Origin of the sequence: Novosphingobium organovorum (assembly GCF_022832435.1) — a bacterium.
Taxonomy (GTDB): domain Bacteria; phylum Pseudomonadota; class Alphaproteobacteria; order Sphingomonadales; family Sphingomonadaceae; genus Novosphingobium; species Novosphingobium organovorum.
Map to the genome: position 1 here is coordinate 1 of NZ_JALHLF010000048.1, position 15,296 is coordinate 15,296.

11 protein-coding genes and 1 pseudogene are annotated in these 15,296 nt (G+C 68.9%); 4 read left to right on the forward strand and 8 right to left on the reverse strand.

Annotation, left to right across the window (positions count from 1 at the left end):
• The 4 genes and pseudogenes from MTR62_RS12395 to MTR62_RS12410 all read right to left on the reverse strand — a co-directional run.
• A pseudogene (locus tag MTR62_RS12395) lies at positions 1 to 292 on the reverse strand (hypothetical protein); the annotation flags it as partial.
• On the reverse strand, positions 289 to 792 hold the full coding sequence (locus tag MTR62_RS12400; RefSeq protein ID WP_244021324.1) for an RNA polymerase sigma factor: 504 nt from the start codon (positions 790 to 792) through the stop codon (positions 289 to 291). The pseudogene MTR62_RS12395 and the gene MTR62_RS12400, both read right to left, overlap by 4 nt.
• Positions 793 to 899: 107 nt before the next feature.
• Complete coding sequence (locus MTR62_RS12405) at positions 900 to 1,814, reverse strand: 3'-5' exonuclease (RefSeq protein WP_244021326.1); 915 nt, start codon at positions 1,812 to 1,814, stop codon at positions 900 to 902.
• Positions 1,815 to 1,851: 37 nt separating this feature from the next.
• Positions 1,852 to 2,805 (reverse strand): helix-turn-helix domain-containing protein, encoded by a 954-nt coding sequence (locus MTR62_RS12410; protein WP_244021328.1) that lies wholly within the window; start codon positions 2,803 to 2,805, stop codon positions 1,852 to 1,854.
• A gap of 180 nt (positions 2,806 to 2,985) precedes the next feature.
• Between MTR62_RS12410 and MTR62_RS12415 the strand changes: the two genes are divergently transcribed.
• The 3 genes from MTR62_RS12415 to MTR62_RS12425 all read left to right on the forward strand — a co-directional run bounded on the left by MTR62_RS12415 (position 2,986) and on the right by MTR62_RS12425 (position 7,297).
• Positions 2,986 to 4,248 (forward strand): gallate dioxygenase, encoded by a 1,263-nt coding sequence (locus MTR62_RS12415; protein ID WP_244021330.1) that lies wholly within the window; start codon positions 2,986 to 2,988, stop codon positions 4,246 to 4,248.
• A gap of 117 nt (positions 4,249 to 4,365) precedes the next feature.
• Positions 4,366 to 5,673, forward strand: coding sequence for an MFS transporter (locus MTR62_RS12420; RefSeq protein ID WP_244021332.1), 1,308 nt, complete (start codon positions 4,366 to 4,368; stop codon positions 5,671 to 5,673).
• A 106-nt stretch (positions 5,674 to 5,779) separates the two neighbouring features.
• Positions 5,780 to 7,297, forward strand: a complete 1,518-nt coding sequence (locus MTR62_RS12425) for an alginate export family protein (protein WP_244021333.1) — start codon at positions 5,780 to 5,782, stop codon at positions 7,295 to 7,297.
• Between the two features lie 85 nt (positions 7,298 to 7,382).
• Here MTR62_RS12425 and MTR62_RS12430 read toward each other — a convergent pair whose 3' ends face one another.
• The 4 genes from MTR62_RS12430 to ptsP are packed head-to-tail and all read right to left on the reverse strand — an operon-like array spanning position 7,383 to position 14,081.
• Positions 7,383 to 8,747, reverse strand: a complete 1,365-nt coding sequence (locus MTR62_RS12430; protein ID WP_244021335.1) for a carbohydrate porin — start codon at positions 8,745 to 8,747, stop codon at positions 7,383 to 7,385.
• 56 nt (positions 8,748 to 8,803) lie between these two features.
• Positions 8,804 to 10,537, reverse strand: coding sequence for a PTS fructose transporter subunit IIC (locus MTR62_RS12435; RefSeq protein ID WP_244021337.1), 1,734 nt, complete (start codon positions 10,535 to 10,537; stop codon positions 8,804 to 8,806).
• Positions 10,537 to 11,514: a 1-phosphofructokinase gene (gene pfkB / locus MTR62_RS12440; RefSeq protein ID WP_244021340.1), complete on the reverse strand. Its 978-nt coding sequence runs from the start codon at positions 11,512 to 11,514 to the stop codon at positions 10,537 to 10,539. Before pfkB ends, MTR62_RS12435 begins: the two co-directional genes overlap by 1 nt.
• Positions 11,514 to 14,081 (reverse strand): phosphoenolpyruvate--protein phosphotransferase, encoded by a 2,568-nt coding sequence (gene ptsP, locus MTR62_RS12445; protein WP_244021342.1) that lies wholly within the window; start codon positions 14,079 to 14,081, stop codon positions 11,514 to 11,516. The genes pfkB and ptsP overlap by 1 nt, the downstream gene beginning before the upstream one ends.
• A 176-nt stretch (positions 14,082 to 14,257) precedes the next feature.
• Between ptsP and MTR62_RS12450 the strand changes: the two genes are divergently transcribed.
• Positions 14,258 to 15,262 carry a LacI family DNA-binding transcriptional regulator gene (locus tag MTR62_RS12450; RefSeq protein WP_244021344.1) on the forward strand — a complete coding sequence of 335 codons (1,005 nt, stop codon included), beginning with the start codon at positions 14,258 to 14,260 and terminating at the stop codon, positions 15,260 to 15,262.
• The last annotated feature ends 34 nt before the right edge of the window (positions 15,263 to 15,296 follow it).

The window sequence follows — 15,296 nt, forward strand, 5'->3', positions numbered from 1 at the left end:
GCGCCAGCCGGTCCGTGCGGGGCGTGTCGTCATCGTCGTTGGCCGCCTGCACCGCACGGCCTGCAAACGCATCCGGATCGCACGCCTGCGCGCGCAGGCCCAGCGTCACCGCCTTGTCCATGCAGCTGGCCCACAGCGCATCGAAGCGCGCCGCGCGGCCCGGCTCGCCATCGCGCCAGAGGGCAAAGGCCCGCGCATCGACTTCATCGTCGAGATGGCGCGCCACCCACAGTGCAGCCGCTTCGTCTTCGGCCTCGTTCCAGGCCGCCTCGTCGCCGGTTTGCTCGCTCATCGCGCGTCCTGCTCGTCCTGCGCGGTCATGCCCCGGTGCAGCGCCAGCACCGCGCGGGCGACATGCGCGTCGACCGCGCCCGGCGTGATGTCGAGCCGCGCCGCGACTTCCTTTGCCGAAAGCCCGTGCAGGCGGCGCAGGACGAAGACCTGGCGGCGCTGCGGCGGCATCGCCTCGATGATCCGCGACACCGTCTTCACGCGTTCGCGCTGAACCATGGCCTCCTCCTGCGAGGGCTGCGGGCAGGGCATGTCGAAATCGTCGGCCACCGCCTCCTCGCCGCGGCGACGGCGCAGGCGGGCGTGGTCGATGATCAGGTTGCGCGCGATGCGGCGCAGCATGCCACCAAGGTTGTGGACCGTGTCGGGGGCATAGCCGGCCAGCCGCACGAAGCTGTCCTGCACGACATCCTCGCTCGTCGCGTGATCGCCCAGTTGCCTATAGGCAAAGCCGTAGACTTCCGAACGCAGCTGGCGATAGACCCTCTCGTCGAATTGCATGGTGCCCCACCTGATCGCGTCAGGGTCGCTTATGGTCCGGGCATGACAGCTTGAAGACGTTCGACGCGCCGGACGGCCCGGTGCGCGCACATCGGAACCCAGCACCATCAGCCGTTCCCCGTATAGCGCTCGGCGGCGCTCACCGCGTGGAACGCGGGCGCGGCGTGACCGGGGCTACCGGCAGTGTAGACCTGCGCCGACAGCCAGGCGCGTTCGTCCTCGCAGGCCTCCTCGGCAATCTCGCGCGACCAGAAGCGCATCGCCGCGTTCCAGCGGTAGCCGCGCGCCTTGAGCCGGTCCTTGGCCTCGAACGGGGCATCGAGCGCGTTGACCCGATAGCTCGGCCGCTGCGAGACGGCGAGCAGTTCGCCGAGCACCGTGCGCTCTTGCGGCAGGTCATGCGCGAGCAGGTAGATCAGCGCCAGGATGTCGTTCTCGGCGCGATGGCCTTCGAAGAACCAGCCGCACTGCGCCACCAGGTAGCCCAGCGCACGCCCGTCGAAACCGAGCGCCAGCCAGTCCGGTTCGGCCATCGAGCAGGCCCAGGCCTTGCCCGCGATGGCGGGGAGCCGCCGGTCGACGAAAGGCCGGTCGAACGCCGCATTGTGCGCGACGATGAGGTCCGCCGAGCCCAGAATCTCGACCGCGACCGCTTCGTCGATCGCCTGCCCCGCCAGCACCGCGTTGGTCAGCCCGGTCAGCTCGGTGATGCGCGGGTCGAGTTCGCGGCCCGGATCCTCGCGCCAGACGCGCGGCTGGCCGACCTCGGTGATACGCCCTGCCGCATCGAAGCGGAAGCGCTGGATCGCCAGTTCGATGATGACGTCGCCCGCCGCATCGAGCCCGGTCGTCTCGACGTCGACCGCCACGCCGACCCGGCTCGCCGCGCCCGCGCGCGCAGGGTGGAATCCCCGCACCGGATGCAGCTTGCGCAGCACCCGGTAATCCGGGCTCGCTTCGAGAAACTGGGCCGCGCGCTCGTAGGGAGAGTGGGCCTGCGCGGTCTGGGCTGAGGTCGACATCGCGCCCCGATAGCCGCGCAAGGCGGCCTATGGGAACCTATTTTCGTTCAGGCGCAGCAAAGCCCTGCGCGCGCCGGTAGGCGCTTGGCGTCTGGCCCTGGCGGCGCGTGAAGAAGCGCGAGAAATAGGCCGCCTCGTTGAAGCCGAGCCAGTTGGAAATCTCCGAGACGCTCATCCCGGTATAGGCCAGGCACCGCCGCGCCTCGCCCAGTACGCGTTCGTGGATCAGCGCAACCGGCGAAAGCCCGCTCACCGCGTTACAGGCCAGCCGCAACTGCGACACGCTCACCCCGAGCGCGGCGGCAAAGTCGGAAAGCGGGGGCTGCTCGCGGTAGCGCGCCTCGACCAGCCCCTTGAAGCGCTCGACCAGCGCGGCGCGCGAACTGGTCGCGCCGCTGGCAAGATCGGTCTCGGGGCAATGGCGCAGCAATTGCAGGAGGATTTTCTGGAGGTGGATTTCCGCCGCGATCGCCCCCCCGTAGCGCTCCTCGCTCATTTCCTCGCGCAGCTGGCGGAATTCCACGTCGAGACCATCGAGCACGCTGTGGTCCATGTCGAACACCCGCGGCGCGCTCAACAGGCGCTGAAGCACCGGCGCGCGCACCAGCAACCCGGCGAGATAGCCGCGCTCCACCGTCAGCATCCAGCCGTCCGCGCCGCTGTCGTAGGTGTAGCCGTGGATGCAGAACGGGGGCACCACCATGACCGTGCCCGGCCGGAACCGGTGCACCGTGCCCTCCAGCGTGATCTCACCGCCGCCGTGGCCGCACACGCCGATCTGGAGGAAACGGGGGTGGGTGTGCGGCGCGATGATCCAGCCGCGCTCGCGGCACCGTTCGTCGAGCGGCTCGACATTGACCGACCAGCCCGTGCGCGTGCCCACTTCGCCGTAGAGCGCGTAGCGCGGCACGTCGGCGGCGCTGACGCTGCCGATCGCGCTGTGCGCCGGCGGCTGCCCCCCGCCCAGCCCCTGGGGGCCGCGGAGCGCCACGGCGTTTTTTCCGCCCGCCGTCGCATTTGGCGAAAAGTCCAAACTATTTTCAAATTTCGGCATGGACCTGTCCTAAATTAGCGGCGATGGGAGCGCAAGCCTTGCCCACGCGTGTCCTCGGGTCGCACCGGACTATCTGGCGCCGGGCGCAAGAGAACCCATTTGGACAGAGGAGGGCCCATGGCCCGCATCATCGGCGCAATCGCCAGTTCGCACACCCCCACCATCGGTTTCGCGCTCGACGCGCGCAAGCAGGACGATCCGGCCTGGCAGCCGATCTTCGAATCCTACGAACCGGTGCGCGCCTGGCTCGAGGAAAAGCGTCCCGATGTGCTGTTCTTGATCTACAACGACCACATCACCTCGTTCTTCTTCGACCACTACGCCCCCTTCACGCTGGGCGTCGATGATCGCTACGACGTCGCCGACGAAGGCGGCGGGGCGCGCCATGTGCCGGGCATCGAAGGCCATGCCGGCCTCTCGCGCCACATCGTGCAGAGCCTGATGACCGACGATTTCGACATCGGCACCTTCCGCGGCAAGGGGCTCGACCACGGCTGCTTTTCGCCGCTTTCGGTCCTGCTCGACCACGCCGAGGGCACCTGGCCCACGCGCATCGTGCCCCTGCAGGTGGGCGTGCTGCAGTTCCCGATCCCCACCGCGCGCCGCTGCTTCAACCTGGGCAAGGCGCTGCGCACCGCGATCGAGAGCTACCCCGAGGACCTCTCGGTGGCGCTGGTCGCGACCGGCGGCCTGTCGCACCAGGTCCACGGCGAGCGCTGCGGTTTCAACAATCCCGAATGGGACGCCGCGTTCATGGACCTGCTGGAGAACGATCCCGAAGCGCTCGCCCGCATGACCCACGCGCAATACGCCGAACTGGGCGGCATGGAAGGCGCCGAGGTCATCATGTGGCTGATCATGCGCGGCGCGCTCTCGGCCGGGGTGCGTTGCCTGCACCGCAGCTACTACCTGCCCTCGATGACCGGGATCGCCACCGCGATCTACGAGAACGCCGCCGAGGCGCCGGGCGAGGCCTTTCTTGCCGCGCACCGCGCGCGCATGGGCGAACAGCTGGCGGGCGCCGAAACGCTCACCGGGACCTACCCCTATACGCTCGATCGCAGCGCCAGGGGTTTTGCGCTGAACCGCTTCCTCCACTCGCTGATCGTGCCCGAAACGCGCGCCGCCTTCCTCGCCGACGAGGACGCGGCGCTGGCCGCTGCCGATCTTTCCGAGGAGGAACGCGATCTCGTCCGCCGCCGCGACTGGCAGGGGCTGATCCGCTACGGCGCGATCTTCTTCGTGCTCGAAAAGCTCGCCGCGGTCTCGGGTGTGGGCAATCTCGACATCTACGCCGCGATGCGCGGGGAAAGCCTTGCGGACTTCCTCAAGACCCGCAACCAGCAGGTCACGTATTCGGTGGCCGCGCAGCCCGCCTGACACCCCTCCCACACGGGGCCTGATTCGACGGGACCGGCGAACCACCGCCGCATCAACCGACTAAGTCGCCAATAATGAGCGCGCCCCTGATGGCGCGCAGGAATACAGGAGAAGTGCATGGAAGATCCCCGCGCCCTGATCGCGCGCGAGCCGATGCATTACCGCCAGGTAATCGCCATCGCCATCGCCACCGCGCTCAACGCCCTCGACGGGTTCGACGTCCTTTCGATCAGCTTTGCGGCCCCCGGCATCGCGAAGGACTGGGGGATCGATCGCGCCGCGCTCGGCCTCGTGCTCTCGATGGAGCTGTTCGGCATGGGCATCGGCGCCTTCGTGCTCGGCAGCCTGGCCGATCGCATCGGCCGCCGCCCGACGCTGCTGGCCTGCCTGGTCATCATGGCCGTGGGCATGGCGCTCGCCTCGACCGCAAGCGGGGTCACCGTGCTGTCCGTCTACCGCCTGTTCACCGGGCTCGGCATCGGCGGCATGCTCGCTGCGACCAACGCGGTCGTCGCCGAATGCTCGAACGCACGCCGTCGCAACCTGACCGTGGCGATCATGGCCGGGGGCTATCCGATCGGCGCGATCGTGGGCGGCTCGATCGCCTCGTTCCTGCTGGGCTCGACCGGACGCTGGGAAGCGGTGTTCGAATTCGGTTCGATCGCCACCGCCTGCTTCATCCCGCTGGTGCTCTGGCTGGTGCCCGAAACGATGGCCTTCCTGCTGCACAAGCGCCCCGCCGGTGCGCTGGAGAAGATCAACCGCACGCTCGTGCTCCAGAACCGCGCGCCGATCGGCCAGCTGCCCCCGGCCGAACCGGTCAAGGAGAAGGCCAGCCTCGCCGCGCTCTTCGCCCCCGGCATGGCCAGCGTCACGATCATGCTGACCGCGACCTACTTCTTCCACATGCTGACCTTCTACTTCCTGGTGAAGTGGATCCCCAAGATCGTGGTCGACCTCGGCTTCGCGCCGGCGCTCGCCGGCGGCGTGCTGGTCTGGGGTAACGTGGGCGGCGCGATCGGCTCGGTCACCGTCAGCCTGCTCAGCCAGAAGATGGGCATCCGGCCGGTCGTCGTCGCGGCGATGATCATGGGCGCGGTCGCGGTCGCGGTGTTCGGCCAGGGCGCAGTGACGCTGGGCTATCTCTCGGCCATCGCCTGTGTCGCGTGCTTCTTCACCAACGGCGCCACCGCGGGTCTCTACGCGGTGATCGCGCAGAGCTACCCCGCTTCGCTGCGCGCGGGCGGCACGGGCCTGGTCATCGGCATCGGCCGTGCGGGCGCGGCGCTGGGTCCGATCCTTGCCGGTCTGCTGTTTACCGCAGGCTGGAGCCTTTCCCCCGTCGCCATCGCGCTGGGCTGCGGCACGCTCGTGGGCGGCGTGATCCTCGCGCTCATCCGCTACCGCGAAACCGCCATTGCGTAAGGCTCGCGCCTGACTATCCGGCGCAAACCTGTCCACTGCACCGGGGCGGCCGCTCCCAACCGGCCGCCCCGCACAAGACCAGAACGTTCAGAGAGGAACCTGAGCCATGCGCACTCTTCGCGCTGCCACCCTGCTTGCCTGCACCACCGCCACGCTTTTCTCCCTCCCCGCGATGGCCCAGTCGGTCCCGCCCGAAAGCGTCAAGGACGACGCTTCGGCGCCCTTGTCCTCGCAGGCCCCTCCGGGCGAGCGTCCCGCCAAGTCGCAGGCGCGCTCCGCTGAAGCGATGCCCGGCGGGCGCACCGCGACCCCCGGCCTGCCCCAGCTGCTGCGCTGGACCGAGGACTGGTCGCAGGTCCCCGCCCAGGACGCCCCATTCCTCGACAAGATCAAGCACATCCCGATCGCCAATGACGATGTCTACCTCACCCTCGGCGGCGAGGCGCGCGTCTATTACACCGACTGGAAGCACGCCAAGCTCGGCCTCACCAGCAACGACAGCAACGACCCGGTGCAGACCCGCCTGCGCGTGCTGGCCGACCTGCACCTGGGCGAGAACCTGCGCGCCTACGTCGAACTGGGCGACAACCGCGAGCATGGCGAACGCTACACGACCGGCCCGAACGAGGACAAGCTGGACGTCTATCAGGCCTTCGTCGACCTCTCGCTGCCGCTGGGCGATGCGGGCAAGATCACCGTGCGTCCGGGCCGCTTCGAAATGCCGCTGGGCAACGGCAAGCTGGTCGGTGTGCGTGAAGGGCTGAACATGCGCTTCACCTACCAGGGCGTGCGCGCCACCTACATCCTGCCGGGCAAGGTCTCGGTCGACATGTTCGCGGTCCGGCCGGTCCAGATCGGCGCCAAGACCTTCGACGACGGCCCCAACCACGCGCAGAGCTTCCACGGGGTCTATGTCAGCGCGCCCAACCGCCTGGCGGGCTTCGGCACCGATCTCTACTGGTACGAAATGAAGCGCGACACCGCCAAGCTCGCCGTCGGCACGGGCAGCGAGGATCGCGATAACTGGGGCGCGCGTCTGTGGAAGCGCGGACCGGTGTGGGACATCGACCTCGAAGCGACACACCAGTCCGGCACCTTCACCGACACCACCGGCACCAAGGACATCGATGCCTGGGGCGTGATGTTCGAAGGCGGCTACACCTTCGGGGCAAGCGCGCTCAAGCCGCGCCTGGGCCTTCGCGCGAACTACTTCAGCGGCGACAAGGACCTGACCGACGGCACGGTGAACACCTTCGTCGCAGCCTCACCCCGCCTGCCATTGTTCAGCGAAGCCGCCTTCTTCGGCTTCTCCAACCTGATGGATCTCTATCCCTCGGTCACGATCAAGCCGACCAAGGCGATCACGGTCATGGCCGGGCCCGACTTCCTGTGGCGCGCGAGCAAGGCCGACGGCATCTACATCGGCTCTTCGGGGGCGAGCTTCACGCCCTACAGCGCGAGCCGCACGATCGGCACCGATCTCAACCTCGAAGCCTCGTGGCAGGCGACAAGCCGCCTCTCGTTCCGCCTGTTCGAAACCTACTTCGCGGCGAGCAATTCGTTCGAGGACAACGGCGGCAAGAACGGCAACTACTTCGGGATGCTGGCGAACTACCGCTTCTGACCGACGGCGGTAAACCGCCCCAAAAAATGGGCCGCTCCCGAAAGCCGGGAGCGGCCCTTATTTTTTGGCCCAGATGCCGCGCGGCTCAGCGCAGCAGGCGCAGCGCGTCGACGGTGAACTTGAAGCCGACGATCACTTCGTCCCCCACCGGCGCCACACGAAACGGCGCGCCCGAGCTATCGGGGTGGACAATGTATTGCAGGTTGGGCGAAAGGCGGATCGCGGGATTGATCTGCGCCCCGTAGGCCAGCTCCATCATGTACTGGTGGCGGTGCACGGCAGCATCGCTCCCGGCATAATCGCGCGCGGCGCGAAAGCGGGTCATCGCCAGATCGCTGAAGCGCTGGTCGCTGACCATCAGGCCCAGCGTATCCGCATCGCGTCCGGCGAAGGTACCGGTCTGGACGATACCGAAGTCGAGGAAGCGGCTTTCCTCGACCCGGCCCGACAGGTTGGTCATCGCCACGCCAAAGACGCTGAGGCCCCGCTCGGAGGTGGGATCGGGCCGCGTCAGGCGCTGGTCGAAACGAAAGAACAGGCCCGAGCGTCCGTTGTGCTGCGCGGCGGCAAGCCCGCTCAGAAGCGCGATGCCCCCCGCCTCGTCGCGCAGCGGATCGGCATAATCGCCCCGGTCGAACCAGCCGCCCAGCGTATAGTGCCCGGGCAGGCGCGTGCCCTGCCCGTCGCGCGCATAAGTCAGTTCCCAGGGCACGATCACCCCGGTCGCCGCCTTTGTGCTGAAGTTGAAGCCATGGTCGCTGGCGCGCTTGCGATCGGGGTTCACCTCGTAGGCGCCGACGTGCAGCGTCACCTGATCGGTCAGCTGGCCTTTCGCGCGGATCATCCAGCTCGACGCCGGAAAATAAGTGAAGTTGCTGTTCTTGAAGACGAAGGTCGGGTTGCCGCAGGCCGCGTTGCTCTGGAAATTGCAGTAGATCGGCGCGTTGAGGAAGTGGATGTTGGCCTGGCTGCGCCCCGCCTCGATCATCAGCCGATCGTCCAGCAGCTTCTGTTCCCAGGTCAGGATCGCCAGATGCGTGTTCTGCGTCCCGTAGATTTCCTGGACCGAGGTGTTGTTGCCCAGCGCCAGCGCCGAAAGGCTTTCGCCGTGGCGGTTGGTGATCGCGGCGTGGAGCGTGCCGCCTGCGATCCCGGCAATCCGCTCCATGTCGAAATCGGCGCCGACATAGACCTGTCCGGCGTAGGCCGCATCGCGCCGCAGCCCGCCGGTCAGATTGCTCGCCGCCTCGCCGGTGTAGCTGAGCGAAAGCGTGATGCCCTCCTCCGCCAGCGGCTGCCAGGAGGTGCCTTGCGGATCGGCCACGGGTGCGGGTGCGCTTTGGGCCACAGCGCTATCGGGAGTGGGCTGGCTGTCCTGCGCATGGGCAGCGGGCACGCAAAGGGCCATGACGCCTGCCAGGCAGGCGCCCTTGAAGACGCGGTTCGACACGGGTTTTCTCTATCCTCTTCCCTGTCCGGTGCGATCACCGGGATGGTTCTTGTTTATCAGGCGCTCGCCAGAGACGGGGCTTCGCCCTTGCCTGCGGGCGCACCGCGCACGAGGCCGACGAGCAAGGCGCTCACCACCACGCCCGACACGATGGCCAGCGCATAGGCGGCCAGATGGGTGACCGCGCCGGGGATCGGCAGCACGAAGACACCGCCGTGCGGCACCTTGAGTTCGACCCCCATCGCCATCGAGATCGCACCGGTCACCGCCGATCCCGCCATGAGCGAGGGGATCACCCGCAGCGGATCGCGCGCGGCAAAGGGGATCGCGCCTTCGGTGATGAAGGCCAGACCCAGCACCGCCGCCGCGCCGCCCGCCTCGCGCTCTTCGAGCGTGAAGCGCGCCGCGAACAGCCGCGTCGCCAGCGCCACCGCCAGCGGGGGCACCATGCCTGCGGCCATCGTCGCGGCCATTGGCGTGTAGACCTGGCTGGCGATCAGCCCGACGGAAAACGCGTAGCCCGCCTTGTTGACCGGCCCGCCCATGTCGAACGCCGACATCGCGCCCAGGATCACACCAAGCAGGATCGCGCTCGACCCTTGCATCGAGCGCAGCCATTCGGTGAGAAAGGCGAGCGCGGCAGCCACCGGCGTTCCCACCGCATAGACCATCAGCAGGCCGGTCAGCAGCGTGCCGAGCAGCGGCAGAAACAGCACCGGCTTCAACCCCGCCAGGTTCTTGGGCAGGCGGATGATACGGTTGAGCCCGGCCACGCCGTACCCCGCGATGAACCCGGCGACGATCCCGCCCAGGAACCCCGCGCCCAGATTTGCCGCGAGCATTCCCCCGATCATCCCCGGCGCGATGCCCGGACGATCGGCAATCGAAAAGGCGATGTAGCCCGCCAGCGCTGGCACGATCAGCGCAAAACCACCCTCGGCCCCGATCTGGAACAGCGCGTGGGCGAGCGTGCCCTTGGCCGCATCGCTGTTCGCGCCGATCCCGCCGAGCGCAAAGGCCAGCGCGATCAACAGGCCGCCCGCAACCACGAAGGGCAGCATGAACGACACGCCGGTCATCAGGTGCTTGTAGGGGCCTGCACGCTCCTCGCTGGCGCCCGCCGCCGACGCGCTTTCCTGTCCGCCGCCCTGCACGCGCGCCTCGGCCAGCGCCTTCTCGATGAGTTTGGCGCCGCCCGAAATCGCGGGCTTGGTGTTCGAGGCAAAAACCCGCTTTCCGGCAAAGCGCGCGCGGTCGACCTCGCGGTCGGCGGCGATCAGCACGATGTCCGCAGCCGCGATCTCCTCAGCCGTCAGCGGCGTTCCCGCGCCGACCGAGCCTTGCGTCTCGACCCGGATGTCGTAGCCGAGCTGGCGCGCGCCTTCCTGCAGGCCTTCGGCCGCCATGAAGGTGTGCGCAATACCCGTCGGGCAACTGGTCACGGCCACCACGCGGGTCCCGCTTGCCGCCTGTGCATCGGTATGGCTGGAGCCCGTCTCGAGCCCGTCCAGCGCCGCCCCCGGATCGGCCAGCACCGCTTCGAGCGTGCACTGGCGCGTGACGCCGGCGGGCCAGGCCCCACTGTCTTGCGAACCGGTGGTCACCAGCAGCAGCGCATCACCCGCTCCGGGCGCGCCTTCGGGCAGGGGGTTGAGCACCCCTTGCGCGCTGCGCACCTCGATCGTGGCCTCGCGACCCTGCTGCTGCGCCGCGCGGCGCAGCGCTTCGGCGGCCAGAACCCCCTGCACGGTGAGGTCGGCGGCGTCGATCAGGACAAAGAGCTGCCCCATTACTGTTCTCCTGCGCTCAGCGCTTCGCCAAGGGCCTCGCCCCCGGTTGCGGGCGCGATGACGACCTCGGCGGCCAGCGCCTCGACGCTGGCAAGATCGGGAAGATTGGGCCCGGCCATGCCGAGCTTGGCCACGGCAAAGGCGGTGGCGAGACGCGCGGTACGCTCAAGCGAAGCCCCTTCAGCCAGCGCCGCGACGATCCCGGCGACCATCGCATCGCCCGCGCCCACCGTGCTGGCCAGGCGGCCGATCGCGAGCCGTGCGCAAAGAGCGCCCTCGCGGCTGACGAACAGCGCCCCGTCCTCGCCCATCGAGACCACGACGAGCCCCACGCCGCGCGTCTGCAAGGCCTGCGCGGCGGCGACCAGTGCGGCGCCATCGGGCAGATCGCGCCCGAGGAACTGCGCCAGTTCGTGGCGGTTGGGCTTGATCACGCGCGGCAGCACCGAGCCTTCGAGCGCGCACTTGAGCGGCAGGCCGCTGGTGTCGAGCACCACACGGCAGCCCTTGGCCGAAAGCCTGTGCGTCAGCGCGGCATACGTATCGGGCGGGCACCCCGGCGGCAGGCTTCCGGCGAGCACGACGATATCCTCCGCCTGCGCGGCCTCGCCGATCGTGGCGGCGACCATTTCGGCCCGGCCAAGGTCGATCGCGATGCCATCGAGGTTGATGTCGGTCGTCCCGGCGGCGTCGACCAGCTTCAAGTTGACCCGCGTCGCGCCGGGAATGCGGATGAAGCGGTCTTCGATCCGCTTGGCGCCGAGCAGCGCATCAAACGAAGCCGCGTTGTCCGAGCCGAGCAGCCCGTAAGCCGCGACGGGCAAGCCCCAGTCGGCCAGGCAACTGGCGACGTTGACGCCCTTGCCGCCCGCGTTCTGGCGCACCGCGTGGGCGCGGTGGACTTCGCCCGGAACGAGCCGGTCGAGCGTCACCGTCTGGTCGATCGCCGGGTTGAAGGTAACCGTCAATACACGCATCACACTGCCTTTCCCGGCGCGCCGGCGCCCTGTTCGCTCGCACCCGGCCTGTCCTGCCCGATCCCGCCCTTATCGAGCGCGCGCACCGCCGCCACGTCGCGCGCGGCCAGCGCCTCGCGCGCCAGGGCCTGAAGGTCTTCGATCCGGCTCTGGCGGATACGCGCCTTGACCGCGGGAATGTCACGCGGGGTCATCGACAGTTCGCGGACGCCCAGCCCTGCGAGCAGCGCCGCGCCGAAGGGATCGCCAGCGATGCCACCGCACACGCCGACCCAGCGGCCGTGCGCCTTCGCGCCCTCGATCGTCATCGCGATCATGCGCAGCACCGCCGGGTGCAGGCTTTGCGCTTGCGCGGCGAGTTCGGGGTTCTGGCGGTCCATCGCCAGCACGTACTGGGTAAGATCGTTGGTCCCGATCGAGAAGAAGTCGGCGTGCTCGGCCAGGACATGCGCCTGCACCGCGGCTGCGGGCACTTCGATCATGATGCCGATCGGCACGTGCGGCGCGTCCAGCTCGGCGCGGATCGCCTCGCAGCGCGCGCGCAGTTCGACCAGTTCCTCGAGCGAGGTGATCATCGGGAACATGATCGACAGCGCGCCGCCCTGCTGTGCTGCGCGGTAGAGCGCGCGCAGCTGCGGGTCGAGCAGGTCAGGACGGCGCAGCAGCAGCCGCGCGCCGCGCACGCCCAGGAACGGGTTTTCCTCGACCGGCAGGTCGAGATGCGGGACCTGCTTGTCGCCCCCGATGTCGAGCGCACGCACGATCAGCGAGCGCCCGTCGAGCGCTTCGGCCATGGCGAGATAGATCGCGGCCTGTTCGTCCTCGCTGGGCGTATCGCCGCTTTCGAGGAAGAGGAATTCGGTGCGCATCAGCCCCACGCCCTCGCCCCCTTGCGCGAGCGCGAAAGCGACCTGATCGGGCCGGTTGACGTTGGCGGCGACTTCGATCGACGCGCCGTCAAGGGTGATCGCGGGCTGGCCGCGCTCGGCCTCCTGGCTCGCGCGTTCGGCGGCGAGTTTGTCGATCCAGCCGCGCGCCGAGGCGAGGTCCGCCTCGCCCGGATCGAGCCAGACCCGCCCGCCATCGCCATCGACGATGGCCAGCGTGCCGCTCGCCACGCCCAGCAGATCCACGCCCCCCGCAACGACCGAGGGCAGGCCGAGCGTGCGCGCAAGGATCGCGCTGTGCGAGGTCGGCCCGCCGAGTGCGGTGGCAATCCCGGCCACGCGCGCGGTGTCGAGCGTGGCGGTTTCGGACGGCGACAGGTCCGCGGCAACGAGGATGCACGGCGCCTCGGGCAGATCGGCCATGGTGCCCGCCGCCAGCGAGGGATCGAGCTCGGCGAGCACACGGCGTCCGACGTCGTGCAGGTCGGCCGCGCGCGCGGCGAGCACCGGGTTGCCAAGCGCCGAGAGCTGGCCCGCGATGCGGCTGACCGCCTCGTGCCAGGCCCAGGCGACGCCGTGCCCTTCGACCATGATCTGGCAGGTCAGGGTGATGAGGTCGGTATCGTCGAGCAGTTCGGCCTGCGCGCGGAAGATCGCCGCATCACCCGCGCCGAGGCGACGCGTGGTGTCGTCGATCAGCGCCTTCATCTGCGCGCGGGTGCGGGTGAGCGCGGTGTTGAGCGCACTCCCCCCACTCACGAGATCGCACGGCTGATCGGGCACGCTCAGGTCGTGCGCGGCCAGCACGTGGACGGTGCCGATCGCGAGGCCAGGGCTCGCCGCGACGCCCGCGATCATGCGCGCCTCGCCTTGCGGCTTCCAGCCCTGGACCGGCGCGCTGGCCTTTTGCGCGGCGCGCTCCGCATCGGCCTTTTCACGCCCGCTGAGCGAACGCACGCGGGCCACGAACGCCTCGAGCGCGGGCCGTGCCTTGTCCCCTTCGGCGGAGAAAGTCACCGGATCCCCGCAACGCAGCCCCATCTGGAGGAGGGCGATGAGGCTGCTGGGGTCGGCGCTTTCCCCGCCATGGCGCACGCGCAAGCGTACGCCGGAGGACCGTGCCGCCTCGACCCAGGCCGAAGCCGGACGAGCGTGAAGCCCGGTTGGGTAGTCAAGCGTCCACGACACGGTTTGCGAATAGTCACGGGCCGGCTGCGCCGCGGTTGTCGCAGGCGCCTCGTCGGCCCAGAGCGCGCGGCGGAAATCCTCGGGGTCTCCGGTCGTGCGCAGGTCCTCGAGCCGCGCCTCGTCCTGGATCAGGCGGGTCAGGCGGCGCAGGATGGAAATGTGGTTGTCCGAATTGGCGGCGATGCCCACCACGATGTGCGCGCGCTGGCCGGGGTTCCATTCCACCCCGTCGCGCAGCTGGAGGATGGCGATGCCATCGCGCCGGACCTTGCCCTTGTCCTCGCCCAGGCCGTGCGGGATCGCGACCCCGGCGCCCAGGAAGGTGTTGGCGACATTTTCGCGCGCCACCATGCTGTCTTCGTAATCGGGCGAAACGCACCCTGCGGCAGCGAGCAATTGGCCGACCTGGCGAATCGCATCGACCTTGTTCGCCGCGCGGGCGTCTATCCGAACCAGTTCCTCGACCCCCGAGGTGGGCGCATCTGCGAGCATTCAGGCCTCTCCTGACCGTTTTTGCGACGGGTCTGTACGAGCATGAGAAAACGTTTTCTGAAACGATTTGTCAAGAGGCCTTGCAAAAAAGGGCATTCACGTTGCATAGTCCCGGCTTCGGAGAGGGGCTCAACGCCCGATAATGTGAGAACGATTTCTCAAATGGCGAAATCCTGATGGCAGTGGGAATCAAGGACGTGGCGCGCATCGCCCAAGTCTCCCCGGCGACCGTTTCGCGCGTGCTGTCGGGGCGCAGCGTCGATCCCGCGATGCATGAACGCGTGCTGGCCGCGGTCAAGTCCACCGGCTACCGCCCCAATCTCGCCGCGCGGCGCCTGCGCTCGCAGCACACCAACACCATCGGGCTCATCGTCGCCGATATCCGCAACCCGTTCTTCACAGCGGTCTCGCGCGCGATCGAAAGCCTGGCCGCCGCGCGCGGGATGCGCGTGATCCTGTGCAACACCGACGAGGACCCGGCCAAGGAAGCGGCCTACCTCGAGCTCATGCACGAAGAACGCGTGACCGGCGTGATCCTCGCCCCCTGCCGCCAGCACCCGCACAAGAGCGCGCTGCCCGCCCCCGACTATCCGCTGATCCTGATCGATCGCAGCCTGCCGGGCAGCGCGCTCGACAGTGTGCTGCTCGATAACGACGCGATGGCCGAACAGCTCGTGCGCCACCTTCACGAACAGGGCCACCGGCGCATCACCGGGCTGTTCGGTTCGGCCAGCAGCACCGGGATCGAGCGGCGCGCCGGGTTCGAACGCGCGATGCTCGATCTCGGCCTCGACGCCGAGGCGATCGCCGTCCCGCACGACACCGCCACCGCGCAGCGCATGGTGGTCGAGCGCCTCACCGCGCCCGACCGGCCCGACGCCATTCTCGCCAGCAACGGCGTGCTGCTGCTCAGCGTGCTGGGCGCGCTGCGCGACCTCGGGCTCTCGGTCCCCGGCGACATCGCGCTCGCCGGGTTCGACAACAACGACTGGATGGAATTCGTCGGGACAGGGCTCAGCGTGATCGAGCAGCCGGTCGAGGAAATCGGGCGCACCGCGATGACCATGCTGCTCGACCGGCTCGACCATGCCGAGGCGCCCGCGCGCAAGGTCGTGCTCGCCGGACGACTGATCGCCCGCGGATCGAGCGCGCCGCGCACGCCCACACCGACGCCCGCCTGACCGCCCCTACCCGCGCCCTTTTCTCTTTCTTCCG

What these genes read in the sequence shown, in the direction of transcription:
- MTR62_RS12450 (WP_244021344.1), top strand. Translation starts at nt 14,258, where the DNA reads ATGGCAGTGGGAATCAAGGACGTGGCGCGCATCGCCCAAGTCTCCCCG.
- MTR62_RS12415 (WP_244021330.1), top strand. Translation starts at nt 2,986, where the DNA reads ATGGCCCGCATCATCGGCGCAATCGCCAGTTCGCACACCCCCACCATC.
- ptsP (WP_244021342.1), bottom strand. Translation starts at nt 14,081, where the DNA reads ATGCTCGCAGATGCGCCCACCTCGGGGGTCGAGGAACTGGTTCGGATA.
- MTR62_RS12405 (WP_244021326.1), bottom strand. Translation starts at nt 1,814, where the DNA reads ATGTCGACCTCAGCCCAGACCGCGCAGGCCCACTCTCCCTACGAGCGC.
- pfkB (WP_244021340.1), bottom strand. Translation starts at nt 11,514, where the DNA reads ATGCGTGTATTGACGGTTACCTTCAACCCGGCGATCGACCAGACGGTG.
- MTR62_RS12420 (WP_244021332.1), top strand. Translation starts at nt 4,366, where the DNA reads ATGGAAGATCCCCGCGCCCTGATCGCGCGCGAGCCGATGCATTACCGC.
- MTR62_RS12425 (WP_244021333.1), top strand. Translation starts at nt 5,780, where the DNA reads ATGCGCACTCTTCGCGCTGCCACCCTGCTTGCCTGCACCACCGCCACG.
- MTR62_RS12435 (WP_244021337.1), bottom strand. Translation starts at nt 10,537, where the DNA reads ATGGGGCAGCTCTTTGTCCTGATCGACGCCGCCGACCTCACCGTGCAG.
- MTR62_RS12400 (WP_244021324.1), bottom strand. Translation starts at nt 792, where the DNA reads ATGCAATTCGACGAGAGGGTCTATCGCCAGCTGCGTTCGGAAGTCTAC.